Source organism: Streptomyces sp. NPDC020801 (assembly GCF_044334385.1).
Classification (GTDB): Bacteria; Actinomycetota; Actinomycetes; order Streptomycetales; family Streptomycetaceae; genus Streptomyces.
In genome coordinates, this window is sequence record NZ_JBIRST010000029.1 from 17541 (window position 1) to 41906 (window position 24366).

Genomic DNA, 24366 nt, shown 5'->3' on the forward strand with positions numbered 1-24366 from the left:
GTCACAGCGGTGTGAGACGCCCCGGCCCGGCCGGCCGGTGCAGCAGCCCAGGTTCCCCGGACGCCGGCCGCGGCTCCAGGGCCAGGACGGCGGCCACGGGGTGCGCCTCGTGGCCGCCGTGCTGTCCGTGTGGTGCGCCCTGTGGGAGCTGCACGTGCTGTGCGTGCTGTGCGTCCGGTTCCGTCGTGGGGTGCGGGACCTCCACCGCGGAGTGCGGGGACGTCCCTGGGGTCCGGGAGAGTTCCACCACCCCCCGGGCGGCGAGTGCCGCGCCCGCCAGCGCGAGCAGTATCCCCGTCGCGCCGCCCGTCAGTCCCTGGCCGAGCAGCGACAGCCCGATCACCGCCGCCGCCACCGGGTTGGCCAGGGTCACCACGGCCAGCGGGGCGCCCAGGCCGCCCCGGTAGGCGGTCTGCGACAGCAGCAGCCCGCCGGTCGCGAACGCCGCGACGAGCAGCGCCACCACGATCACCCGCGCGCTGAGCAGCGGCCCCGAGTGGTCCGTGGCGGCCACCGTCACCGTCTGGGTGAGCGCCGAGGCGACACCCGAGGCGACACCGGAGGCGGTCGCGTGCCGCAGACCCGGCCGCGCCCCGGGCCGCGAGAGCGCACCGATGAGAACGGCCGTGCCGCCCGCGACCGCCAGCGCCCGGACCGGGCTCAGTACCTGTGTGGGCGCCGGCCCGGACGCCGCGAGGAGAATCGCGCCCAGCCCGAGCAGCGTGCAGGAGGTGCCCCGCCACTCGGCCGCGGTCACCCGCCGGCCGGCCAGTCGTGCCCCCATCGGCACGGCGGCCACCAGAGTGAGCGCGCCCAGCGGCTGGACCACGGTCAGCCGCCCGTACCTGAGGGCCACCACGTGCAGCAGGGCCGCCGACCCGTTCAGAGCGACCGCCCACCACCAGGTACCGGAGCCGAGCAGGCGCACCAGGCCCGCGCCGGCGTCGCGTGCGGCGAGCCGCTCCTGGGCGACGGCGGCGGCCGCGTAGGCGACGGCCGAGAACAGCGACAGGACCACGGCGAGGACGGCGGCGCTCATCGGCCCGTCCCCACCAGCGTGTTCCCCTCGGCCGGCACGATCCGGGCCCGGCCCTGCCCGGCGGAGGCGCCCGCCGCGTGGCGGGGCCCGGGTATCGCCACGAGGGCGAGGCCGAGCAGGACCGCCGCGACGATCGCATCCAGCCAGTAGTGGTTGGCCGTGCCCACGATCACCAGCAGGGTCAGCAGCGGGTGCAGCAGCCACAGCCAGCGCCACCGCGACCGGGTGACGGCGATCAGTCCGACGGCCACCATCAGCGCCCAGCCGAAGTGCAGCGACGGCATCGCCGCGAACTGGTTCGACAGATGGTCCGTCTTCGGCGGTCCGTACACCGACGGCCCGTACACCCGGGCGGTGTCCACCAGGCCCGCCGAGTCGAGCATGCGCGGCGGGGCGAGCGGGAACGTGAGGTGCACCACCAGGGCCGCGGCGGTGACCGCGGCGAGGACCCGGCGGGCCCAGCGGTAGTGCCCGGGGCGCCGCAGATGGAGCCAGACCAGGAACGCGGCCGTGGCCGGGAAGTGCACCGTCGCGTAATAGGTGTTCGCCAGGTGCGCCGGGACGTCGCCGTGCAGCAGCAGCGACTGCACGGTGTCCTCGCCGGGCAGGTGGAGCGCCCGCTCCAGGTTCCAGACGCGGTGCGCGTCGCGGTACGCCTCTGCGGTGTGCCCGGCGACCAGCTGCCGGCCGAACTTGTAGATCAGGAAAAGCCCCGCGACCAGCAGCAACTCACGCACGAGCGGGGGCCGCGCGGTCCCGTCGGGCTCCGCTTCGGCGGCCTCGCTTCCAGAGCCCATGCCCCGGCCCCCTCACTGAACGGTGGTGCGTGCGCGGCGACGTCCGTGCCGCCGGCTGTGCAGTACATCGATACGATAGCGTACCGATACGGCAGTGTACCGATACGACTGAGTACCGGTACACTGCCGTATCGACAGCGTGCGTCACACTGGACGGCGGGCCTTCGGGTCCCTGACACGAGCGAGGAGAAGAGCGATGACTTCGCAGGCCGCGGACGAACCGGAGTCGGTCGTCGCCTCGCGCCGCTCCAAGATCACGCCCGAGCGTGAGCAGGAGTTCTTCGACGCCGTGCTCGAACAGATCCGCGAATGCGGGTACGACGCCGTCACGATGGAGGGCGTCGCCGCCACCACCCGATGCAGCAAGTCCACGCTCTACCGGCAGTGGAAGACCAAGCCGCAGTTCGTGGTGGCCGCACTGCGCGCCAACCGGCGCTCGCGCTTCGCCGGAATCGACACCGGCTCGCTGGCCGACGACCTCAGGCGGGCCGCGTGGGTGGCGGGGGAGTGGTCCGGCAAGGACACCAGGCTCCTGCAGGCGCTCGGGCACGCGATCATGCAGGACGCCGAGCTGAAGCGGGCGCTGCGCGAGGCGCTGGTGGAGCCGGAGATCGCGGCGCTGCGGGAGATCCTGCGCCGCGGCGTCGAGCGCGGGGAGGTCAGTGCGGACAACCCGGCGCTGGAGTACGTACCGGCGCAGATGTTCGGCGTCCTGCGCATCCGGCCCGTGCTGGAGGGGGACTACGCCGACCCGGACTACCTGGTCCGGTTCGTGGAGGCCGCCGTGCTGCCGGCACTCGGCCTCACCTGAAGACCCAGGCCGCCGTCCACGGGATGACTGGACGGTGACCTGCCGGCGCCGCACCGTGGGGACGGGGGCGGCGCGCACCACCGGCCGGGTGGGGTTCCTCTGGAGCGGAGGGGCACCCCACCCGGTCGGCGCGTGTCCGGCGACCGGTCAGATGTTCTGGCCGTCGCCGCCGCCCGAGGACACCTTGATGCCCCGGGTGATGTCGTCGATCACGGACTGCTTCTGTCCCACGTCGAGACCGAAGCGGACGACGACCAGCCGCCGCGGGTCCGCGGGCGAGGGGAAGGCCAGCGACTCGACATAGCCGTCGGCGCCCTTCGCCGTCACCGCCTTCCAGCGGACCAGATAACCCTTCTGGCCGGCCACGGTCACCGCCTTGGAGGACAGCACCTGGTGCGAGGTGATCCCGCCGTAGGTCCGGCCGCCGTAGGACTCCTCGGCGTTGGCCGCTATGTCCGCCTTCGCGACCTGCTCGGCCGTGCTGTCCCGCCTGCCGAGCGCCAGGGCGGGCGCCGAGTACGCACCGCCCTTGGTGCACTGCTGGGAGGTGTCTCCGGGGCACTTGTAGGAGTCGTCGGAGGTGACCTGGGCGCCCACGGTGAGCTGCTGTCCGTACCAGCCGCCGGGAATGGGCAGGCTGATGCCGCTGGCCGCGTCGGTCACCGAACCGCTCCGGATCTTCGGCGCCGCGGACCGCCCCGGCCCCGGCGACCGGCCTCCGGAGCCCCCGGACCCGCCGCTGCCGCCGCCGAAGGGACCGCCCTGGCCGCCGGAACCCTCCTGCCCGCCGGGGCCGCTCTGACCGCCCCGGCCCTGCTGCGACCCCGCGCGGTCGCCGCCCGTGCCCTCGCCCTTGGTCAGCGCGTACACGCCGGCCCCGATGCTCGCCAGCACCGCCGCGGCCACCGCGACCGCGACACCCGTGCGCAGACCGCGGCGCGAACCGGCCGGCGCAGGGGCGGGATACCCCGGATGCACGGGCTGCCCCGGATGCACGGGCTGCCCCGGATACAAAGGCTGCCCGGGATGGGCCGGCTGCCCCGGGTGGGTCGCATGGCCCTGACCGGCCGGGGCGGCCGGGAACACCTCCCCGGCGGGCGGCTGCTGCCCCGGAGGACCCCATACGGCGGCCGACCCGGCGGGGCGGGTCCGGTCCGTCCATGCCCTACCGTCCCACCAGCGTTCGGTGGCGGGGCCGTCACTAGTCTGCCCGGGGTCGGGGTACCACCCGGGAGGAGTCGCCTGCGTCATGCCCCCACCGTAAGAGGCGTCGGTGAAAGCCGGATGAGAGGGACCCGGCCCCGGCGGCCCGGGCACGCCATCGCCGGCGAAGCGAAGCGGGAGGCCGGTCCCCCGGGTACGGCGGACGCCGGCGCCTGCCGGTGCGCATCCGGCCGCCCGAGCCGATCACACCCGTGGGGCCCGTCGACCGCACGGCGTCGACGCGCGTCCGTCACCGTGCGCGCGCCGCGCAGACACCCCGTCAGGAAAGTGGGGCCCGCCGCCCGGCCCTCCGTACACACCCCGCGCCACCACCGGCGCCACCTCCGGCTGTGGCGGTACCCGATGAGCCCGCCACCCGGGTCCCGCGCCTGACGTACCGTCAATGCCCACCCCGGCCCGCCTGGGCCCATACGCCTGACGTGCCGTCAGTGCCCGCCGCCCGGGCGCCGGTCCGGCCCCGGAGGGCACCGGCTTCCCGGCTACGCCCGTTGACATCCCGGTGCCGTCGCCGCGCAGGTCGCGGGGCTGCCGCGTCGCCCAGGCGCCCCACCCGTCACCCGTCACGGCAACAGGTGCCCGGTCCGCCCTCCACTTCGGCGGTCCGGGGGCTACGCTCGAGATCTGTACGTCGTTCGGGCGACTTGGGGAGGTAGCGGGATGACGGAGGTACGGCCGGACGAGGCCGCCTCGGCTTCCCTGTGGGAGCGCGACGAGGAAGTCACCGCTGTCCTGCGCGCGGTCGACACCCTGTGCGCCGACCGTTCGTCCTCGGGCGGCCTGCTGGTCGTCCAGGGCGAGGCGGGGCTCGGCAAGACCGCCCTCCTGGCCGAGATCCGCCGCCTCGCGCAGCAGCGCGGCTGCACCGTGTGGTCGGCACGCGGCGGCGAGATCCTGAAGTCCGTACCCTTCAACGTGGTACGGCAGTTGCTGCAGCCGGCACTCATGTCGCTGATGCCCGAGGAGGCCCGCGAGTACCTCGGCGACTGGTACGACATCGCGGGACCCGCCCTCGGCATCGCGGAACCCGGCGCGCGGCAGGCGGACCCGCAGGGCGTGTGCGACGGCCTGGTCGCCGCGGTGCGCCGGCTCGCCAAGCGGGAGTGGCCGCTGGTCCTGCTGATCGACGACGCCCACTGGGCCGACGAGGAGACCGTGCGCTGGCTCGCCGCGTTCGCCGAGCGCCTCGACGACCTGTCCGTGCTGGTCGTGGTGGCCCGCCGGACCGGCGAGGCCTCCGGGGACAGTGCCCGCCGGCTGGACGCGGTGGCCGCCGCCGCGGGGGTGAGCACGCTGAGCGCCCTCACTCCCGAGGCCACCGCCGGACTGACCCGCGCCACCCTCGGCCCGCACGCCGACGCCCCGTTCTGCCGCGAGGTGTGGGCGGTCACCGGCGGCAACCCCTACGAGACCGTCGAACTGCTCGCCAAGGTACAGGACAGCGAACTCGAACCGGTCGAGGCCCAGGCCGGCGAGCTGCGCGCGCTGAACCGCTCGGCCCGTGGCGGCGGCCTCGTCGCCCGCCTCGAGGAACTTGGCATCGACGCCACCCGGTTCGCCTGGGCCGCGGCCATCTTGGGCACCGACATCTCCGTGGACCTGGTCGCCAGGCTGGCCACCATGGGCCGCGAGGACGCGGTGCGCTGCGCCGAACTGCTGCGCGGCGCCCGCATTCTCACCAAACCCGACCCGGCGACCTCGCACGGCGACGACGGGGACCTGGAGTTCGTGCACCCGCTGATCGCCACCGCCGTCTACAACTCCATACCGGACGCGCTGCGCACCGCCATGCACGGCATCGCCGCCCAGGTCGTCTCGGACTCCGGGCTCGGTGCCGCCGCGGCCTCCCGGCACCTGCTCCAGGTCCACCCGGACGACGACGAGGAACTCGTCGAACAACTGCGCAAGGCCGCCCGCGAACACCTCGCCGTCGGCGCCCCCGACGCGGCCCGCCGCTGTCTGGAACGGGCCCTGCTGGAACCGCCCACCCCGGAGGTGCACGCGCGCGTGCTCTACGAGCTGGGCTGCGCCGCACTGCTGACCGCGCCCGCCACCACCATCGAGCACCTCCAGCGGGCCCTGGGCATGCCCGGCCTCGACGGCGACACCCGGGTGGACGCCGTCTGGCGGCTGTCCCAGGCGATGCTGCACAACAACCAGCTGGAGGAGGCGGTCCGCACCGTGGAGGCGGAGGCCGCCCGCCACGAACCGGGGCCCACCCGGCTGCGGCTGCAGGCCGTGCAGTACATGTGGGAGGGCCTGCACGCCGGCGAGACCGGTTCGCCGGACCGTTCCGAGCGGCTCGCCGAACTCGCCGCCCGCTGCACCGGACGGGACAACGCCGAACGCGCGCTGCTGATCCTGCGCGGTTTCGACGCCATGACCCGCGGCGAGAACGCCGAGGAGATCATCGAGGTCTGCGACCGCGCCCTCGTCAACGGCCGCCTCGCCCCCGGTTTCGGCTGGACCGACACCGAGTGGGGCATCGAACTGCTGCTGATGCTGGCCGGCGCCTACGCCTACTGCGACCGCCTGGACCGCGCCGAGGCCCTCTACACCGAGGCTCTGCGCACCTACGAGATCGCCGGCTGGAGCGGTGGCCACCTCGCCCTCGCACACGCCTATGTCGGCCTCGGGCACCGCAGGCGCGGCCGGCTCAGGGAGGCGGAGGCGGCCCTGCGTGAGTCGCTGCGCCTGGCCGAACGGGTCGGCCGCGGACTTCCCCTGTACTGGACCGCGTCCTGCAACCTCGTCGACACTCTGCTCGCCCGCGGTCATGTCGAGGAGGCCTGGGAGGTCGCCGAGCGGTACGGCTTCACCCCGCCCTACCCGGCCACCATCCTGATCCCCGATCCGCGTTGCGTCCGCGGCCGGCTGCTCCTCGCCGTCGGCCGCACCAAGGACGGCATCAACGAACTGGAGGCCGCCGAGAAGGCCGCGGCCGCCCGCGGCCACCACAACCCGGTGATGGTGCCCTGGGCGGCCGACCTCGCCCGCGCCCTCGCCACCGAGGACCCCGCCCGGGCCGGCCGCCTCGCCGCCGACAACCGCCGCCAGGCCGAGCGGTTCGGGACCGACACCGCGATAGGAGAGGCCCTGCGCTGCGCCGCCGCCCTGGAGACCGGCCAGCGCGCGGTCCGCCTGGCCGCCCAGGCCGTCACCTACCTCGAGGCGTCCCCGTGCCAGTACGAGCACGCCGCCGCCCGCGTCGAGTACGGCATCGCCTCCCGCTCCGTCGCCGAGCTCGACCGGGGTCTGGCGCTGGCGCGTTCGTGCGGCGCGGACGGGCTGGTGGCGCAGGCCCGGCAGGTACTGGAGTCGGGGCGCGGACTGCGGTGACTCACACCGTGGGCAGCCGGCCGGTCACCGCCGCCGGCCGCTGCGCACCCCGGTGCGGGGCGTCCTCGTGCGTCCGCGCAGGACGTGTGCCGCCGAAGTGGCGGCCCGAGCCCGGCTCCGGGGCCGGCCGCTCGGTGCGGCCCGGGTCGCGGCGGTGGTCCGGGACGACGCGGGCCGAGCGGACCGGCTCGACGGCGACGTACCGGCCGAGGCCGGACGCGGCACCGGCCGATCAGCACTGTGGACGTGCCTCCACCGCAGGCCGCGACCCGGGCGCCGGGGTGGCGCTACACGTCACGGCCCCCGGGGTCACCCTTCGCCGGACTCCTCCGCCAGCACCCGCTGGGCCACCGCGAAGGCCGAGTTCGCCGCCGGCACCCCGCAGTACACGGCGGTCTGCAGCAGCACCGCGCCGATCTCCTCGGGGGTGAGCCCGTTGCGGCGCGCCGCGCGCACATGCATGGCCTGTTCGTCGTAGTGGCCGTGCGCGACCAACGCCGTCACGGTGATCATGCTTCGCCGCCGACCCCAGGCTCGTACAGGGCATGGACCAGCACGTTCGGCACACCGCCCTGACCGCGAAGGCCCCCGCGCACCCCGCGCCATTGTCATCCCCGGGTCACCCCTGCGCGGCGAAGACCACCCAGACCTGGCCGCGGGCGAAATTCACGGCCGTGCCGTCGGCGGACGTGAACGCGGTGCCGTCCGCCGCCCGCGGCCGCTTCCAGGTGACGTCCCAGACGCGCCCGTCGCGCAGCACCTCCGCCTTCCCCGACCCCACGGTCTCGGTGTACGGCGTGTAGTTGCCGAGCACGTCGTGCAGGCTGGATCTGCGCACCTTCACGTGCTGCACCACCACGGTGGCCGGGGTCACCTGCCGGCCGTCGGCCGTCACCGTGGGCCTGCCGTCCATCGCCACCTGCCAGCCGTGCCGCCGCTCGGACCAGGTGAAGGTGAAGCGGGCCGCCGGGTAGCGGACCGTGCGGGAGGTCTCGGCGCGGCCGCCCGAGGGGGCCGCGCCGTAGTGGAAGCCGGTGGTCAGCGCGCCCGCTCCCGGTGCGGAGGCGAGCAGCCGGCCCGGGCGCACATAGAGGTTGTGCGGGGCCGCCCGGCCGCTGCCCCGGAAGTAGGCGCCGGGCTTCTTCCCGGGCGGCACGGCCGACACCGGGGCCGCATCGATCAGCGGCAGCAGCTTGGTCTGCGCGCCGGAGAAGGCGAGGGCCGGGCGGTCGAACTGACGCAGCAGCTCCAGGTCGGACTCGCGGGCGCTGCGCACCGGCCCGACGACCGGCGGCAGCTGTGTGGCGTAGACGGCCATCAGCCGGCTCAGCCCGCCCTCCACCTGCTCGGCATAGACGACGTCGGCGGCGTTCAGACCCGTCTGGGGCCGGGCCGGCGCCACGTTGTCGATCTTGACGGCGAGTACCGGGCCGGTGTGCCCCGGGGGTGCCGTCGGCGACTGCCTCTGGGTGTTTCCCCGCCCGTTCCCGGCCGGGCCGTGCCCTGTCGAACAGCCCGTCGCCAGGGCGGCCGACGCCATGGCGGCCAGCAGCGTCCCCGCCGTCACGGCGCGCCGCACGCGCGATCTTCGTCCCATGCCCACCGTTCCCGCCCCGTCTCCGTCGAGTTGTCCCTTGATTGTGTGTTCATCGGTTCATTCATGGCCATCCCCGCCCGGTTCCCATCGCGCGCGTTCCGCCGGGCCGGACGGCCCACGTGCCGCCGTGCACGTGCCCGGCGGTTCGGAGGTGGGCGCCCGGGTACCCGGGCGCCGCACAGGAGACGGAAGGCGACGGAGGGAGCGCGCCGCAATGAAGGCAGTGACCTGGCAGGGCAAGCGCGACGTTCGGGTGGAAGACGTCCCCGATCCGAAGATCCAGGAGCCGACGGACGCCGTCATCCGGATCACCTCGACCGGACTGTGCGGCTCCGACCTGCACCTGTACGAGGTGCTCACCCCGTTCATGACGCCGGGCGACATCCTCGGCCACGAGCCCATGGGCATCGTGGAGGAGGTGGGCCCAAAGGTGCCGAACCTCAAACCCGGCGACCGGGTGGTCGTACCGTTCCAGATCTCCTGCGGCCACTGCTTCATGTGTTCCGCGGGACTGCAGACCCAGTGCGAGACCACCCAGGTCACCAGCGAAGGCATGGGCGCCGCACTGTTCGGCTACACCCGCCTGTACGGCGCCGTCCCGGGCGCCCAGGCCGAGTACCTGCGCGTCCCGCAGGCGCACTACGGCCCGATCAAGGTCCCCGAGGGCCCGCCCGACGACCGTTTCGTCTACCTCTCCGACGTGCTGCCCACCGCCTGGCAGGCGGTCGCGTACGCCGATGTGCCGCAGGGTGGCACCGTGGCCGTGCTGGGCCTCGGACCGATCGGGGACATGGCCTGCCGGGTCGCGCAGGCCCGCGGCGCCGGACGGGTGTTCGGTGTGGACCTGGTCCCGGAGCGGCTGGCCCGGGCGCGCCGGCGGGGTGTGGAGACGTACAACCTGCGCAGTTTCGACAACGAGAAGGAACTGGTCGCCGCGATCCACGACGAGACCGACGGACGCGGTCCCGACGCGGTCATCGACGCGGTAGGCACCGAGGCGCACGGCAGCGCGGCCGCCCGGCTCATCCAGCAGGCCTCCGCGGCGATGCCGCGGGCGCTGAGCGGGCCGCTCGCCGAACGCTTCAGCGTGGACCGGCTGGCCGCCCTCCACACCGCCATCGAGCTGGTGCGCCGTGGCGGCACGCTCTCCCTGATCGGCGTCTACGGCGGCACGGCCGACCCGATGCCGATGCTCACCTTGTTCGACAAGCAGATCCAGATGCGGATGGGCCAGGCCAACGTCCGCCGCTGGAGCGAGGAGATCCTGCCCTATCTGACGGACGCGGACCCGCTGGGCGTCGACGACTTCGCCACGCACCGGGTGCCGCTGGCGGACGCGGCGCACGCCTACGAGATGTTCCAGCACAAACAGGACGGTGCCGTCAAGGTGGTCATGCACCCGTGAGCACCGGGGCGCGTCAGGGGCGGGCGCCGAGGATCTCCGCGAGGTCGTAGCGGACCGGCTCCTCCAGCTGGGCGTACGTGCAGCTCTCCGGGGTGCGGTCCGGGCGCCAGCGGCAAAAGCGCGCCGTGTGCCGGAACCGCCGGCCGTTCTCCATGTGGTCGTACGCCACCTCGGCCACCCGCTCCGGCCTCAGCGGCACCCAGGACAGGTCCTTCCTGCCCGACCATCGGCTGGGCGCCCCCGGCAGCCGGGCCGATGCGTGGGCCGCCTCCTCGGACCAGGCCGCCCACGGGTGCCCGGCGACATCGTCCATCCGCAGCGGCTCCAGTTCCTCGATCAGCTCGGCGCGCCGTTTCATCGCGAAGGCGGCCGACACCCCGACGTGCTGGAGCCGCCCCTTGTCGTCGTACAGGCCGAGCAGCAACGAGCCGACGACCGGACCGCTCTTGTGGTGGCGGTAGCCGGCCACGACCACATCCGCCGTGCGTTCGTGCTTGACCTTGAACATCGCACGCTCGTCCTGCAGATAGCGCAGGCCCAGCGGCTTGGCGACGACACCGTCGAGGCCCGCCCCCTCGTACTGCTCGAACCACTGCCGGGCCACATCGATGTCGGTCGTCGCCGGCGCCACGTACACCGGGGCCGTGACCCCGCCCAGCGCCCTGACCAGCAGCGCTCGCCGGTCGGACAGGGGCACGTCCAGCAGCGACCCGCCGTCCAGCGCGAGCAGGTCGAAGGCCACGAACGAGGACGGGGTCCGCTCCGCCAGCATCCGGACCCGCGTGTCGGCGGGATGGATCCGCTCGGTCAGTGCGTCGAAGTCCAGCCGGCCCTCCCGGGCGATCACGATCTCCCCGTCCAGGACGCAGCGCTCGGGCACCCGCTCCTTCAGCGCCGCCACCAGCTCGGGGAAGTACCTGGTCAGCGGCTTGCCCGTACGGCTTCCGAGCTCGACCTCGTCGCCGTCGCGGAACACGATCGCCCTGAAGCCGTCCCACTTCGCCTCGTACTGCATGCCCGGCGGGATCCTCGCCACCGACTTGGCGAGCATCGGCTTAACGGGCGGCATCACGGGCAGATCCATGGCATCGATTCTGCGCGTACCCGCCCGTGTTCGCCCGGTGTGCGAGGTGTGCGCGGTACGCCTACCGTGGCTCGCATGGGCGATGCGGTGGAACTGGAGGTGGCCGGCCGGACGGTACGGCTGTCCAGCCCGGACAAGGTGTTCTTCCCGGAGCGCGGATTCACCAAGCTGGACGTCGCCCGCTACTACCAGGCGGTCGCCCCGGGTGTCCTGCGCGCCCTGCGCGACCGTCCCACCACGCTGGAGCGCTACCCCGACGGCATCACCGGCGAGTGGTTCTACCAGAAGCGGGCGCCCAAGGGCATGCCCGACTGGATCCCGACCGCCCACATCACCTTCCCCAGTGGCCGCAGCGCCGACGAGATGTGCCCCACCGAGGAGGCCGCCGTGGTGTGGGCCGCCCAGTACGGCACGCTCACCTTCCACCCCTGGCCGGTACGGCGTCACGACGTCGACCACCCCGACGAACTGCGCATCGACCTCGACCCGCAGCCCGGCACCGACTACGCCGACGCCATCCGCGCCGCCCGTGAACTGCGCGCCCTGCTGGAGGAGTTCGGGGGACTGCGCGGCTGGCCCAAGACCTCCGGCGGCCGCGGTCTGCACGTCTTCGTGCCCATCGAACCGCGCTGGACCTTCACCCAGGTGCGGCGGGCCGCCATCGCGGTGGGCCGGGAGATGGAGCGCCGGATGCCCGAGCAGGTGACCATCAAGTGGTGGAAGGAGGAACGGGGCGCCCGCATCTTCCTGGACTACAACCAGACCGCCCGCGACCGCACCATCGCCTCCGCCTACTCGGTGCGCCCCCGCCCCGACGCACCCGTCTCGGCCCCGCTGCGCTGGGAGGAGGTGGGCGACGCCCACCCCCGCGACTTCGATCTGGCCACCATGCCGGCCCGCTTCGCCGAAGTGGGCGACGTGCACGCCGACATGGACGACCACGCGTTCTCCCTGGAAGCCCTGCTGGAACTGGCCGCACGGGACGAACGCGACCACGGCCTCGGCGACCTGCCCTACCCGCCCGAGCACCCGAAGATGCCGGGCGAGCCGAAGCGGGTACAGCCGAGCCGGGCGAAGAAGCAGGACCCGCCCGCCCGTTGACGGCCAGGCCTCAGCCGAGGCCGAGCACCGCCCATTCCCTGCACGGCTCCTCGTTTTCGGTCCGAGAGCGCTCTCACGGCGGTGTCCGGCGCCGGGCTATCCTGATCCGCAACCGCCGGTGAGGAGTGCCGAAGTGACCGAGACAGCGTCGCGTCCCACCTTGGAGGCCGTGGCCGCGAGGGCGGGGGTGTCGCGGGCCACCGTGTCCCGGGTGGTGAACGGCTCGGACGGGGTCAGGGAGCCGCTCGCCGAGCGGGTCCGGCAGGCCGTGGAGGAACTCGGCTACGTGCCCAACCAGGCGGCCCGCAGCCTGGTGACCAAGCGCCACGACGCCGTCGCCGTCGTCATCGCGGAGCCGGAGACCCGCGTCTTCGCCGACCCCTTCTTCGGACTGCAACTGCGTGGGATCAGCAAGGAACTGACGGCCCACGACGCCCAGCTCGTACTGCTGCTGACCGAGGGGCGGGACGACCACGCCCGGGTCGGGCGCTACCTCGCGGGCGGTCACGTCGACGGCGCGCTCGTCTTCTCCCTCCACCTCGACGACCCGCTGCCGGGCCTGATCCAGAGCGCCGGGGTGCCCACCGTGTTCGGCGGACGGCCCGGCTGGAGCGACGGCTTGGGCGGGGCCGTCTACGTCGACAGCGACAACCGGGGCGGGGCCCGGGAGGCCGTACGGCACCTCGTCGGACTCGGCCGCACCCGGATCGGGCACATCACCGGCGCCCTCGACCAGACCTCGGCCGTGGACCGGCTCGACGGCTTCCGGGACGTGATGGTCGACGCCGATCCCCGTCTGATCGTGGAGAGCGACTTCACCCCCGCCGGCGGCGAGCGCGCCATGCGTGAACTCCTGGACCGCTGCCCCGGCCTGGACGCCGTGTTCGCCGCCAACGACCTCACCGCCTCGGGCGCCCTGCGTGTCCTGCGCGAGCGCGGGCTGCGGGTGCCCGAGGACGTCGCCGTGGTCGGCTTCGACGACATGCTGCCCGTCGCCGAGCAGACCGACCCGCCGCTGACGACCGTCCGCCAGGACATAGAGGAGATGGGCCGGCTGATGGCCCGTCTCCTCCTGCGCGGCCTCGACCGGCAGAACGCCGAGACGGGCGTGGGAGGCGTACCGCGCAGTGTCGTCCTGCCGACGACACTGGTACGGCGCGCCTCGGCCTAGTAGTCCTTCGGGGCCGTCCGCGGCCTGCCGCTTTCGTGTTCACCTCACGGCTGCTGCGGCGCGCTCCTGATCACCGCGAAGCGGGCCCCGTAGGGGTCGGCGAGCCTGGCGATGCGGCCCACGCCCGGGATGTCGACGGCGGCCCTGCGGACCGAACCGCCCAATTCCCCGGCCCTGGCGACGACGGCGTCGACGTCGGTGACCTCGAAGTACGGCAGCCAGTACGCGCCGGTCCTGGCCTCGACCGGGTCGTCGGCGAGCGGCACGATGCCGCCGAACATGGCGTCCTCGCCGCCCTCGGCGGGGTTCACGCACGTGTATGTGCCGCCGGGGAAGGGCACCGCCGAGGTCTCCAGGCCCAGCACCTTGTTGTAGAAGGCGGCCGCGGCGGCGATGTCCGGCGTGTACAGCTCGACCCAGCACAGCGAGCCCGGCTCGCCGGCCGTGTCCACGCCCTTGGTCTGCCCCGGCTGCCAGATGCCGAACGGCACGCCGGCCTCGTCGGCGAGCACCGCCATGTGCCCCTGGCCCATCACGTCCATGGGCCGCACCAGCACATTGCCGTGCGCCTGCTCGGCGGCCTTGGCGGTCGCCTCCGCGTCGGCGCTCTGGAAGTACACGGTCCAGGAGGGCGGGCCCTGCTCCGCCGTGGTCTGCATTCCGCCGGCCACGGTCCGGCCGTCCAGCTGGAAGAAGCCGTAGCCGCCGGCCTCGGGGCCCGCCGACTGGAACGTCCAGCCGAAGAGCCCGCCGTAGAAGGAGCGGGCGCCGCCGATGTCGGAGGTGCCGACATCGATCCAGTTCGGGGCGCCGTTGACGAAACGGGTGGTGAGCATCCTTGCCCTCCTTCGAAGGGGCCCGGTTGTCTGCACTGCCGAGTCTTGCACCGCCCACTGACAACCGCTGCCGGAGCCCGCCACGTCCCGCGTCCGTCCCGCGCGCCGCCGTGCGCCGGCGCGCGGGCGGGTCCATCGTCGGTACGGCCACGACGCCCCGCGGCGCCGCGTTGATCCCGCGTTGATCGAACGTTTTTCACCGCCCGGCACGATCGGGCGCATGCACTTCGACACGATCACCCCGGCCGACACCGCCTGGCAGGCACAGGCCCTGTGCGCGCAGACCGGGGCCGACTTCTTCTTTCCCGAGCCGGGCAGCTCGGTGCGTGAGGCGAAGCGCATCTGCGGGATGTGCGAGATGCGCCCGGCCTGTCTGGAGTACGCACTGGAGAACGACGAACGCTTCGGCGTCTGGGGCGGCCTGTCCGAAAAGGAACGGCTGGCACTCCGGAGGGTGGCCCGGTAGCGCCACGGGCCCCGCGCCGGGCGGCGGGTCAGCCGCCGGCCCGGGCCGCCATCCGTGCCTTGCGCGCGGCCAGCTTCTCGTCGAACTTCAGGGCCTCCGCGTCCAGGCCGCCCATGAACAGGCCCAGCTCCTCCTGCGCCTTGAGGCCCTCGGGGCCGAGGCCACCGATCTCCATGACCTTGAGGAAGCGGAGCACCGGCTGGAGCACGTCGTCGTGGTGGATGCGCAGGTTGTAGACCTCGCCGATGGCCATCTGGGCCGCCGCCCGCTCGAAGCCCGGGATGCCGTGGCCCGGCATCCGGAAGTTCACCACCACGTCCCGCACCGCCTGCATGGTCAGGTCGGGCGCGATCTCGAACGCCGCCTTGAGCAGATTGCGGTAGAAGACCATGTGCAGGTTCTCGTCGGTCGCGATGCGCGTCAGCATCCGGTCGCACACCGGGTCGCCGGACTGGTGGCCGGTGTTGCGGTGCGAGATGCGGGTGGCGAGCTCCTGGAAGGCGACGTAGGCGACCGAGTGCAGCATCGAGTGACGGTTGTCGGACTCGAACCCCTCGCTCATGTGCGCCATGCGGAACTGCTCCAGCTTGTCCGGGTCGACCGCGCGCGAGGCGAGCAGGTAGTCGCGCATCACGATGCCGTGCCGGCCCTCCTCGGCGGTCCAGCGGTGCACCCAGGTGCCCCAGGCGCCGTCGCGGCCGAAGAGGGTGGCGATCTCGTGGTGGTAGCTGGGCAGGTTGTCCTCGGTCAGCAGGTTGACGACGAGGGCGATGCGGCCGATCTCCGTGACCTTGGACTGCTCCTTCTCCCAGGCCTCGCCGTCGTCGAAGAGTCCGGGGAAGTTGCGGCCCTCGCTCCACGGCACGTACTCGTGCGGCATCCAGTCCTTGGCGACCTTCAGATGCCGGTTCAGCTCCTGCTCGACCACTTCCTCCAGCGCGTGCAGCAGCCGCGCGTCGGTCCAGGTGGACGGGCTGCCGAGGGGAGAGGAGGTGATCGTCACGGGAACTCCAGGGGGACGCGCAAGGATACGGAAGGCAGACGGAACGGGCGGAACGACCGGCGAGCGGTGCCGGGAACCTACGGGATCGTAGGCTACGAACCCGTAGGTTACGAAGCCGTAGGTTAAGTTCGCCGTAAAGATTGCTGATCAGACCGCTCGCATGCGGGAGTTGAGACAAGTGTGCGAAGGTCCGGGGATTGCAGGTCCGGGGCCGGTGAGGTGATCCGGTCGGCCGGTCAGACGTACAGCTCCCGCAGCCGCACCGAGAGGCACGTCACACATCCCTCAAGCTTCTCGAACTCGCCGATGTCCACCAGGACCGGCTCGAAGCCGAGGTCGCCGAGCAGCTCCGCGGTCTTCGGCGCGCTCGCCGCCATCAGCAGCCGGCTGCCGCCGAGCAGCACCACATGCCCGCCGGACTCCTCGGGCACCGGCAGGAAGCGCGGGTACAGCGACGGCGTGTCCACCTTCGGGATGTGGCCGATGACGGTGCCGTCGGGCAGCGCCGTCACCGCCGACTTCAGATGCAGCACCTTGCTCACCGGGACGGCGACGACCCGTGCCCCGAGCGGTTCGAACGCGGCCCGCAGCTGCTGCACGCCGGCCGCGTTGGTGCGCCCGCCGCGGCCGACGTAGATGGTGTCGCCGACCTTCAGGACGTCCCCGCCGTCCAGCGTGCCCGGCTCCCAGATCCAGTTCACCGAGCAGCCCAGGCGCGCCACCGCCTCCTCGACCCCGGCCGTCTCCGCGCGCCGGGACTCGGCGCCGGGCCGGGTGATCAGCGCGACGTTCCGGTACATGACGACCGTGTCCTCGACGAACACGGAGTCGGGGCAGTCCTCGGCCGGGTCCACCTCGATCGTCTCCCAGCCGTGCGCGCGCAGCGCCTCGACGTATTCCTCCCACTGCCGCAGCGCGAGCTCGACGTCGACCTTCTCCCGCTCGATATGCGTCACCAGCCCTTCGGCGAGGCGCGGGCCGGGGCGGCGGACGAGGGCCTTCTTGCTGGGCACGACGGGCCTTTCGTATCGGCGGGGTGTCTTGGGGCGCGGACGGGACCGCACCGGTTGGCCATCATGCGCCAACCGCCCGCGCGGACAAAACCCTCCTGCCGGGCTGTGGCCCTCCTGAGATGCGCACGGCCACGGCCGGGCGGGAGCCGGGCCGTGGCCGACGATTCCCGCCGGGCGGGGGACGCTGGTCCGAAGCGAGGGGCCAGACGCGACCCGGGAGCGACCTAGGAGGGGTCTGCGACGGCTTCCCCGGTGGTCTCCCTCAGTCCTCCCTCCTCCAGCAGCAGCCAGCGTGTGATGCCGATCGACCTGAGGAACGGCAGGTCGTGGCCGGCCACGATCAGCGCGCCCTCGTAGGACTCCAGGGCGGTCGTCAGCCGGCGCACGCTCGCCATGTCCAGGTTGTTGGTCGGCTCGTCGAGCAGCAGCAGCTGCGGCGCGGGCTCGGCCAGCATCAGCGCGGCCAGCGCCGCCCGGAAGCGTTCGCCGCCGGACAGCGTCGCCGCCTTCTGGTCGGCCCGGGCTCCCCGGAACAGGAAGCGGGCCAGGCGGGCCCGGATCCGGTTGTTGGTGGCGCCCGGCGCGAACCGGGCCACGTTCTCGGCGACGCTCAGCTCGCCGTCGAGGACGTCGAGGCGCTGCGGCAGGAAGCGCAGCGGGACGTGCGCCGCAACCTCGCCCGACACCGGTGCCAGCTCCCCGGCGACGGTGCGCAGCAGGGTCGTCTTGCCGGCGCCGTTGCGGCCGACCAGCGCCACGCGCTCCGGGCCGCGCAGCTCGAATCCGCCGTCCACGCGCGCGCCGTACACCGGCTGCAGGTCCCGCAGCGTGAGGACGCCGCGGCCCGGCGGTACGGCCGTGTGCGGCAGGTCGACGCGGATCTCCTCGTCGTCCCGTACCGCCTCCACGGCCTCGTCCAGCCGCTCCCTGGCCTCGGCGAGCTTCTCCTCGTGCAGGATGCGGTGCTTGCCCGCGGACTCCTGTGCCGCCCGCTTGCGGGCACCCATGACGATCTTCGGTTCGCGCTTGCTGTCCCACATCTTCTGGCCGTACCGCTTGCGCCGGGCCAGCTTGACCTGGGCGTCGGCGAGCTCGCGCTTCTGCTTGCGGAAGTCGGCCCCGGCGACGCGCACCATGCGCTCGGCGGCCTCCTGCTCGGTGGCCAGGGCCTCCTCGTAGGCCGAGAAGTTGCCGCCGTACCAGGTGACCTCCCCGGAGCGCAGGTCGGCGATCTGGTCGACGGCCTCCAGCAGTTCGCGGTCATGACTGACCACGACCAGCACGCCCGGCCAGGCCGCGACGGCCGCGTGGAGCCGCCGGCGCGCGTACAGGTCGAGGTTGTTGGTCGGCTCGTCCAGCAGCAGGACGTCCGGCCGGCGCAGCAGCAGCGCGGCCAGCCGCAGCAGCACGGACTCCCCGCCCGAGACCTCGCCGACGGTGCGGTCCAGTCCGAGGTGGCCGAGCCCGAGCTCGCCGAGGGTGGCCAGCGCGCGCTCCTCCACGTCCCAGCCGTCACCGACGGCCTCGAAGTGCTCGTCGGAGGCGTCACCGGCCTCGATGGCGTGCAGCGCGGCCCGCCGTGCGGCGATGCCGAGCGCCTCGTCGACGCGCAGGGCGGTGTCGAGTGTGGCGTTCTGCGGGAGGTGTCCGACCTCGCCGACGACGCGGACGGTGCCGTCGCAGGGGGCGAGCTCGCCCGCGACGAGTTTCAGCAGGGTGGACTTGCCCGAGCCGTTGGCGCCGACGAGGCCGGTCCGGCCGGGGCCGAAGGAGACGTCGAGGCCGGTGAGGACGGGACTGCCGTCGGGCCAGGCGAAGGACAGGGAGGTACAGGTGATGGATGCGGTCATGGGCGGCCTCGCGGTTGCGTGGTGCGGTCAGGGGCAAACGCGTGTCGAGACACCGCGAGGCGAGGGCTCACCGTGTAGGAGAGGAGCGACGGGGCATGAGAAGAGCCCTGGGCCGGACTTCCTTCAGGACGGCTCGGACGCCGAGGTCGCACGCGGCGCACACACCTTCAGCGGTGTGAGGCGGTGTCTCAGGACCTCAGACGAGCAACGTCCTTCTCCAATCGACGGCAACAGGACCGCTGTACACCGTATGAGGGGGCAGTGCGGCTGTCAACGAATATGGCGTGGGCCCCGAACCCACCGCCCGAAGGAGGCCCCGTGCCCAACGGCTCGCTCTCGCTGCCGGCCCGGCTGTATCTGCTGGCCTGGGACACCACCCGGCTGCGCATCACCGGCGCCGCCCATCTGCACCACCTGGTCCGGGCCGGCGCCCTCACGGAGCTGGCCCAGCGCGGTCTGCTCGTCGACGACGACGGCATCGCCACGCCGGTCGACCTGGACGCCCGCACCGGTGACGCGGTGCTCGACGGGCTTCTCGACCTCGTACGGGAGTCGCGGCCGCGCCGCTGGAAGACCTGGGTGACGCTGCGGGCCCGGTTCACCCTGGTGGCCGTGCGGGAGCAGCTGGCCGCCGAGGGATATCTGCGCGCCGAGAAGCGGCGCGTGTTCGGGATCTTCCCGTCGGTGGAGTACGCACTGGAACGCGTCGCCGTGGTGGACGCGTTGCGCGAGGAGGCGCGCCAGGTGCTCGAGGGAGCGCTGCCGGCCGTGCGGGTGTCCGAACGCGACGCGGCCGTCGTCGCACTCGCGGCCGCCGCCGAACTGCGCACGCTGGTGCCCGGCAGGGACCGCAGACGCCACAGGCGGCGCATCGAGGAACTGACCGAGCGCAGTGGAGCGGCGGCCCCCGCTCTGCGCGGGGTCGTCCACGAGGTCCGTACTGCCGTGGTCGTGGCCGCCGCGGCGGCCTCGGCGCCGGCGGGCGGCTGACGGGTTCCGCCCGGCCCGTGCACACCCGTGCGTCCTCGTCCCCGGGGCCGTCGACCCGGGACGGTCGGAGGCCGTCGGTTCAGCCGGTGCCTCAGCAGGCGTCGCGCATCAGCTCGGCCAGGTCGCGGTCCAGGTCGAGTTGCAGATGCTCCAGGCCGACCGGCACCAGCTCGCTCGTGGCCTGCAGGAACCGCCGTATCTCGCCGCTGCGGACATGCACCACGGCGGTGCCCTCGGGGGCGTGGAACTCCAGGACGGTGCGGTCGTAGCCGTACGGCCGTACGCGCACGTCGCCGTGGCCCTGGGGCTCCTGCAGACCGGCGGTGAGCAGGTCGCGGGCGAAGGTCCAGCAGACCTCCACACCCTCGAGCGTGGCCGGGGCGGGGAAGGTCATGCGGACGGCGAACGGGTCGCTCCGGTCGTAGTGCAGCGTGGCGGGAATGCTGGGCATCCGCGGCGCGGCGGCGACCAGGCGTGCCTCCACGGGCTGCTCGATGAGGGTGGACAACGCCTTGCTCCCTTGTGACGGCTGGACGAACGTCCGGGTGGATGAGGCCGGGCATTGAAGGAGACGTCGGAATCAGCCAATCCGTGCACACCGTAAACGAGTGACCTCTGTCACCGCGCTCACTCACAGCCGTGACACGGCTCTCCTGCCGTGCAGGAGGCGCCAGTTGGGCGCCTCCGGCCGTCTGGACGCCGCCCGGCCGGTCGGCTAGCTTCGCCCGCCATGAGGCGCTTGGGGAGCACGCTGCGAACGAGACGGCTGGTGGCCGCGGTCGCGGGTGGCGCGGTGCTGGCCGCGCTGGCGGCCGTACCCGCACGGGCGGTCGGACCCGGGCCGGGGCCCGGTCAGAAGCAGACGCGCGGTCAGCAGGGCGGGTCGCCGCACTGGCGGCTCAAGGACACCGGCACGCCCGGGGTCCGCTTCCGCGGCCTGTCCGCGGTCGGCCGCCGTACCGCCTGGGTGGCCGGAACCGGCGGCACGGTGCTGCGGACCACCGACGGCGGGGCGAGCTGGCGGAACGTCTCACCGCCGGGTGCGGCGGACCTGCAGTTCCGGGACATCGAGGCGTTCGACGCGCGGCGGGCCGTCGTTCTGGCCATCGGCGAGGGCGAGGCGTCCCGCGTCTACCGCACCGACGACGGCGGAACGACCTGGACGGAGTCCTTCCGCAACACCGACGCGCATGCCTTCTACGACTGCCTCACCTTCTTCGACCACCGCCACGGGCTGGCGATGAGCGACCCGGTGGACGGCCGGTTCCGCATCCTGTCGACCGGTGACGGCGGACGCTCCTGGAAGGTGCTCCCCGGCCGGGGCATGCCCGCGGCGCTGGACGGGGAGGCCGGCTTCGCCGCGAGCGGCCAGTGCCTGGTCGCCGCGGGGCCGCACGACGTCTGGCTCGCCACCGGCGGAGGCGCACGCGCGCGCGTGCTGCACTCCGCGGACCGCGGACTGAACTGGAGCGCCACCGACACGCCGATCCCCGCGGGTGATCCGGCCAAGGGGGTCTTCGCGCTCGCCTTCCGCGACCGCGTCCACGGCCTCGCGGTCGGCGGCGACTACCGCCCCGGCCGGACGTCACCGCGGGCGTCCGCCACGACACCGGACGGCGGTCGCACCTGGCGGCCCTCCGTCACGCCGCCGCCCGCCTACCGCTCCGGCGCCGCCTGGCTCCCGCACACCCGCGCCGCCGCCCTCGCCGTCGGTCCCACCGGAACCGACCTCACCACCGACGGCGGCCGCACCTGGCGGACCGTCGACAACGGCTCGTACGACACCGTCGACTGCGCGTCGGACGGGGGTTGCTGGGCAGCGGGGGAGCAGGGGCGTGTCGCTCGACTGGAGGACTGAATATCGCCCGATATGACGAACTGATCCAGAATGCGGGTATCCGTTCATTGCACAGAGAGGAAGTGAACGGCATGCCACGCGGTTCCAGTTCCAAGCGGGAGCGTCAGTACGAGCACATCAGGAAGAGCGCGCAGGACCGGGGGGAGAGCACCGAGCGCGCCAAGGAGATCGCCGCGCGCACGGTGAACAAGGAGCGCGCCCGCTCCGGCGAGTCGAAGACGGCCGGCCGCTCGTCGATACAGGACATGTCCTCCGGCAGGAGGGGTGGCCAGCGGTCGGGCCGGGGCTCCGGGGGCCCCACCTACGACCAGCTCTACGAGGAGGCCAGGCGGCGCAACATCCACGGCCGCTCGGACATGAACAAGCACCAGCTCCAGCAGGCGCTGGGCAGGGGCTGACCGGGACCCCGCGCGGGGCGGGCCCGCATCCGCCCACGGCGGCGGGCCCGCCCCGCCTCCTGTCCGGCGCCGCCCGGACCGTAGGCTCGGCGTCACCATGACGACCGTACGCATCCCCGCGGGCTGGCCCGTGACCGAGGATCAGGCCCTGGCCGTGCAGGACGAGTTGCGCGGGCAGGTGGTGCTGGACGAGACGGGCCCGCCGCCCGGGGCGGGGCGCGTCACCGGGGTCGACGTCGCCTACGACGACGAGCGGGACGTCGTCGCGGCCGCGGCCGTCGTGCTGGACGCGGCCACGCTGCGGGTCGTCGCCGAGGCCACCGCCGTGGGCCGGATCTCCTTCCCCTACGTGCCCGGACTGCTGGCCTTCCGTGAGATCCCCACCGTGCTGGCCGCGCTGGACGCCCTGCCCTGCCCGCCCGGCGTGGTCGTGTGCGACGGCTACGGCCTGGCCCACCCGCGCCGCTTCGGCCTGGCGAGCCACCTCGGCGTCCTGACCGGACTGCCGACCATCGGCGTCGCCAAGAACCCCTTCACCTTCACCTACGACGACCCGGCCGCCCCGCGTGGCAGCGCCGCCCCGCTGCTCGCCGGCACCGAGGAGGTCGGCCGCGCCCTGCGCACCCGCGACGGCGTCAAGCCGGTCTTCGTCTCCGTGGGCCACCGGACGACCCTGGACAACGCCTGCGCCCTCACCCTGGCCCTCACCCCCGCCCACCGCCTGCCGGAGACGACGCGCAGGGCCGACGCCCTGTGCCGCCGGGCCCTGCGGGAGGCGACGGCGACGGACGCGCAGGGTACACCACACCGTGCGCACTGAGTACGGAGTCTGAGTACCCGTACGGATGTGGCCGCCGTGGCCCCGTCGGCAGGCTGTGCCGCATGACGACACACCGTTCCCCGAAGCCCCTCGCCGACCCCGGCCGGCCCGTCGAGCGCGCCCTGAACGCCGCCCTGATCCTCGCCGCGCTGGCGGGGCTCGACTGGATAGGCGGGATGATCTGCACGGTGGCCGGATGGTCGCTGTAGCGGCCGGGACCCGGCGGGAATCGCCGTAGAGGATCTGCCGGACGGGATCTGCCGTGACAGGACCTAACGGGTCGCCGCTACGCGGAAGGTGAGGCCGGCCGCGCGCAGTCGGCCGATCAGCGCGTCGCCCATCGCCACGGCCGTCGTGACCTGGCCGGCCGTCCGCGGCAGGTCGTCGAGGGCGAGGGACAGGGCGGACTCCGCGAACATCTTCGCCGTCTCGTCGTATCCGGGGTCGCCGCCGGCCACCTCGGTGAGCACACGCCGGCCACCGCCCTCGCCCACGAAGCGCACCGAGAACCAGCTCCGCGCCCGCTGCTCGGCGCTCGGCCCCTGGCCCGGCCGCAGGCGGCCGGACAACCAGCGCCGCGCGGGCGGCACCTGGGCCGCGGCCACCAGCGTGCCCACGGCCGCCGCTCCGCCCACCGCGACGGGCAGGTGCCTGACGGCGGCGTAGTGGCGGTAGCGGAAGTCGGGGCCGTAGCGTTCCAGCGCCCGCGCGGAGCGCAGCACGATCTGCGGGTCGATGGTCGGCAACGGCAGTGCCCAGGCGCCGACCTCTCCGGCGAATCGCGGCGCTGCCGCCGGCGCGGACACCCGCCGGCCCACCAGCCGGGGTTCGTGCCGGGCGCGGTCCCGCGCGGCGGCCCGCATCCGCAGCGGGCGCGCGAACTGGTTGAGCGCCGAAGCGAAGGTCCCGCCCGAGAAGCCTGCGTCCGCGCGCACGAACCCGTCCACGGTCAGCGGCACCCCCTCGGGAAGCTGCTGGACGGTGAAGTACACGCCCAGGTCGTGCGGTACCGAGTCGAACCCGCAGGCGTGCACCAGCCGCGATCCGGTCTCCCGCGCGCGTGTGTCGTGCCGGACGTACACCAGGTCGACGAACTCCGGCTCGCCGGTCAGGTCCAGGTAGTCCGTGCCGAGGTCCGCGCAGGCGGCGACGAGCTCCTCGCCGTAGGTCACGTACGGACCCACGGTGGTGGCGAGCACGCGCGTGTGCCCGGCGAGTTCGCGCAGTGAGGCCGGGTCGGCCACGTCGGCGCGCAGCACTCCTACGGACGCGCCGCCGGGCAGCCGCTCGCGCAGTGCCCGCAGCTTCCGTTCGCTGCGGCCGGCGATCGCCCAGCGCAGCCCCCCGGGCGCGTGCGCGGCCAGGTACTCCGCGGTGAGCGCACCCACGAAGCCGGTGGCTCCGAAGAGCACGACGTCGTACGGACGGTCGGTCCTGTTCGGCCTGCTCATGACACCCCTCGCTTCCGCAGCCCGCGCCGCTGTCGGTGGCCGAGGCTAGCGTGAGGGTGCGGGGCCCGGACGCGAGGGGTGCCGTCGGGCGGGCGCCGGGCACGACTTGGCTAAGC

General features: G+C 73.5%; 22 protein-coding genes and 1 pseudogene. 11 read left to right on the forward strand and 12 right to left on the reverse strand.

Annotation, left to right across the window (positions count from 1 at the left end; genetic code table 11):
- Position 1: 1 nt before the first annotated feature.
- Positions 2–1039 (reverse strand): hypothetical protein, encoded by a 1038-nt coding sequence (locus tag ACH4UM_RS36705; protein WP_398189358.1) that lies wholly within the window; start codon positions 1037–1039, stop codon positions 2–4.
- Positions 1036–1836: a phosphatase PAP2 family protein gene (locus ACH4UM_RS36710; RefSeq protein ID WP_398189360.1), complete on the reverse strand. Its 801-nt coding sequence runs from the start codon at positions 1834–1836 to the stop codon at positions 1036–1038. Before ACH4UM_RS36710 ends, ACH4UM_RS36705 begins: the two co-directional genes overlap by 4 nt.
- 196 nt (positions 1837–2032) lie before the next feature.
- Here ACH4UM_RS36710 and ACH4UM_RS36715 point away from each other — a divergent pair, with 196 nt between their 5' ends.
- Positions 2033–2647: a TetR/AcrR family transcriptional regulator C-terminal ligand-binding domain-containing protein gene (locus ACH4UM_RS36715; RefSeq protein ID WP_398189363.1), complete on the forward strand. Its 615-nt coding sequence runs from the start codon at positions 2033–2035 to the stop codon at positions 2645–2647.
- Positions 2648–2794: 147 nt separating this feature from the next.
- Here ACH4UM_RS36715 and ACH4UM_RS36720 read toward each other — a convergent pair whose 3' ends face one another.
- On the reverse strand, positions 2795–3898 hold the full coding sequence (locus ACH4UM_RS36720; protein ID WP_398189366.1) for a DUF2510 domain-containing protein: 1104 nt from the start codon (positions 3896–3898) through the stop codon (positions 2795–2797).
- A 630-nt stretch (positions 3899–4528) separates the two neighbouring features.
- Here ACH4UM_RS36720 and ACH4UM_RS36725 point away from each other — a divergent pair.
- Complete coding sequence (locus ACH4UM_RS36725) at positions 4529–7207, forward strand: ATP-binding protein (protein WP_398189369.1); 2679 nt, start codon at positions 4529–4531, stop codon at positions 7205–7207.
- 309 nt (positions 7208–7516) lie between these two features.
- Here the strand turns inward: ACH4UM_RS36725 and ACH4UM_RS36730 are convergent.
- Positions 7517–7822: pseudogene (locus ACH4UM_RS36730) on the reverse strand (carboxymuconolactone decarboxylase family protein); the annotation flags it as partial.
- A 4-nt stretch (positions 7823–7826) separates the two neighbouring features.
- Positions 7827–8804, reverse strand: a complete 978-nt coding sequence (locus ACH4UM_RS36735) for a DUF3048 domain-containing protein (RefSeq protein WP_398189371.1) — start codon at positions 8802–8804, stop codon at positions 7827–7829.
- Positions 8805–9018: 214 nt separating this feature from the next.
- On the opposite strand from ACH4UM_RS36735, the gene ACH4UM_RS36740 reads away from it, so the two are divergent.
- Positions 9019–10209, forward strand: a complete 1191-nt coding sequence (locus ACH4UM_RS36740) for a zinc-dependent alcohol dehydrogenase (protein WP_398189374.1) — start codon at positions 9019–9021, stop codon at positions 10207–10209.
- A 13-nt stretch (positions 10210–10222) separates the two neighbouring features.
- Here the strand turns inward: ACH4UM_RS36740 and ACH4UM_RS36745 are convergent, their stop codons facing one another.
- Positions 10223–11293 carry an ATP-dependent DNA ligase gene (locus tag ACH4UM_RS36745; RefSeq protein ID WP_398189377.1) on the reverse strand — a complete coding sequence of 357 codons (1071 nt, stop codon included), beginning with the start codon at positions 11291–11293 and terminating at the stop codon, positions 10223–10225.
- A gap of 75 nt (positions 11294–11368) precedes the next feature.
- Here ACH4UM_RS36745 and ligD point away from each other — a divergent pair, with 75 nt between their 5' ends.
- Together ligD and ACH4UM_RS36755 are read left to right on the forward strand one after the other, a co-directional pair.
- The gene (ligD, locus tag ACH4UM_RS36750) at positions 11369–12394 is read left to right on the forward strand and encodes a non-homologous end-joining DNA ligase (RefSeq protein WP_398189380.1); all 1026 of its coding nucleotides are present in this window, start codon (positions 11369–11371) and stop codon (positions 12392–12394) included.
- Between the two features lie 133 nt (positions 12395–12527).
- A complete protein-coding gene (locus ACH4UM_RS36755; RefSeq protein ID WP_398189383.1) occupies positions 12528–13565 on the forward strand; it encodes a LacI family DNA-binding transcriptional regulator in 1038 nt (345 codons plus the stop codon).
- Positions 13566–13609: 44 nt separating this feature from the next.
- On the opposite strand, the gene ACH4UM_RS36760 is transcribed toward ACH4UM_RS36755, so the two are convergent.
- Positions 13610–14401, reverse strand: a complete 792-nt coding sequence (locus tag ACH4UM_RS36760; protein WP_398189386.1) for a VOC family protein — start codon at positions 14399–14401, stop codon at positions 13610–13612.
- A 220-nt stretch (positions 14402–14621) separates the two neighbouring features.
- On the opposite strand from ACH4UM_RS36760, the gene ACH4UM_RS36765 reads away from it, so the two are divergent.
- A complete protein-coding gene (locus ACH4UM_RS36765; RefSeq protein ID WP_398189388.1) occupies positions 14622–14867 on the forward strand; it encodes a WhiB family transcriptional regulator in 246 nt (81 codons plus the stop codon).
- 28 nt (positions 14868–14895) lie between these two features.
- On the opposite strand, the gene ACH4UM_RS36770 is transcribed toward ACH4UM_RS36765, so the two are convergent.
- The 3 genes from ACH4UM_RS36770 to ACH4UM_RS36780 form a co-directional block, all read right to left on the reverse strand.
- Positions 14896–15870, reverse strand: a complete 975-nt coding sequence (locus ACH4UM_RS36770; protein WP_398189391.1) for an acyl-ACP desaturase — start codon at positions 15868–15870, stop codon at positions 14896–14898.
- Positions 15871–16106: 236 nt separating this feature from the next.
- Positions 16107–16883 carry a dimethylargininase gene (gene ddaH, locus ACH4UM_RS36775; protein WP_398189393.1) on the reverse strand — a complete coding sequence of 259 codons (777 nt, stop codon included), beginning with the start codon at positions 16881–16883 and terminating at the stop codon, positions 16107–16109.
- 224 nt (positions 16884–17107) lie between these two features.
- A complete protein-coding gene (locus ACH4UM_RS36780; RefSeq protein WP_398189396.1) occupies positions 17108–18733 on the reverse strand; it encodes an ABC-F family ATP-binding cassette domain-containing protein in 1626 nt (541 codons plus the stop codon).
- Between the two features lie 318 nt (positions 18734–19051).
- On the opposite strand from ACH4UM_RS36780, the gene ACH4UM_RS36785 reads away from it, so the two are divergent.
- Positions 19052–19723: a GPP34 family phosphoprotein gene (locus ACH4UM_RS36785; protein WP_398189399.1), complete on the forward strand. Its 672-nt coding sequence runs from the start codon at positions 19052–19054 to the stop codon at positions 19721–19723.
- Positions 19724–19814: 91 nt separating this feature from the next.
- On the opposite strand, the gene ACH4UM_RS36790 is transcribed toward ACH4UM_RS36785, so the two are convergent.
- Positions 19815–20231 (reverse strand): SsgA family sporulation/cell division regulator, encoded by a 417-nt coding sequence (locus tag ACH4UM_RS36790; protein WP_398189402.1) that lies wholly within the window; start codon positions 20229–20231, stop codon positions 19815–19817.
- A 222-nt stretch (positions 20232–20453) separates the two neighbouring features.
- Here ACH4UM_RS36790 and ACH4UM_RS36795 point away from each other — a divergent pair, with 222 nt between their 5' ends.
- The 4 genes from ACH4UM_RS36795 (at position 20454) to mmpA (ending at position 23008) form a co-directional block, all read left to right on the forward strand.
- Positions 20454–21581 (forward strand): WD40/YVTN/BNR-like repeat-containing protein, encoded by a 1128-nt coding sequence (locus tag ACH4UM_RS36795; RefSeq protein WP_398189404.1) that lies wholly within the window; start codon positions 20454–20456, stop codon positions 21579–21581.
- Between the two features lie 71 nt (positions 21582–21652).
- Complete coding sequence (locus ACH4UM_RS36800; RefSeq protein ID WP_398189407.1) at positions 21653–21979, forward strand: plasmid stabilization protein; 327 nt, start codon at positions 21653–21655, stop codon at positions 21977–21979.
- A gap of 97 nt (positions 21980–22076) precedes the next feature.
- Positions 22077–22799 carry an endonuclease V gene (locus ACH4UM_RS36805; RefSeq protein ID WP_398189409.1) on the forward strand — a complete coding sequence of 241 codons (723 nt, stop codon included), beginning with the start codon at positions 22077–22079 and terminating at the stop codon, positions 22797–22799.
- A gap of 62 nt (positions 22800–22861) precedes the next feature.
- On the forward strand, positions 22862–23008 hold the full coding sequence (gene mmpA / locus ACH4UM_RS36810) for a morphogenic membrane protein MmpA (RefSeq protein ID WP_398189411.1): 147 nt from the start codon (positions 22862–22864) through the stop codon (positions 23006–23008).
- Between the two features lie 63 nt (positions 23009–23071).
- Here the strand turns inward: mmpA and ACH4UM_RS36815 are convergent, their stop codons facing one another.
- On the reverse strand, positions 23072–24250 hold the full coding sequence (locus ACH4UM_RS36815; protein ID WP_398189413.1) for a saccharopine dehydrogenase family protein: 1179 nt from the start codon (positions 24248–24250) through the stop codon (positions 23072–23074).
- Positions 24251–24366 lie beyond the last annotated feature (116 nt).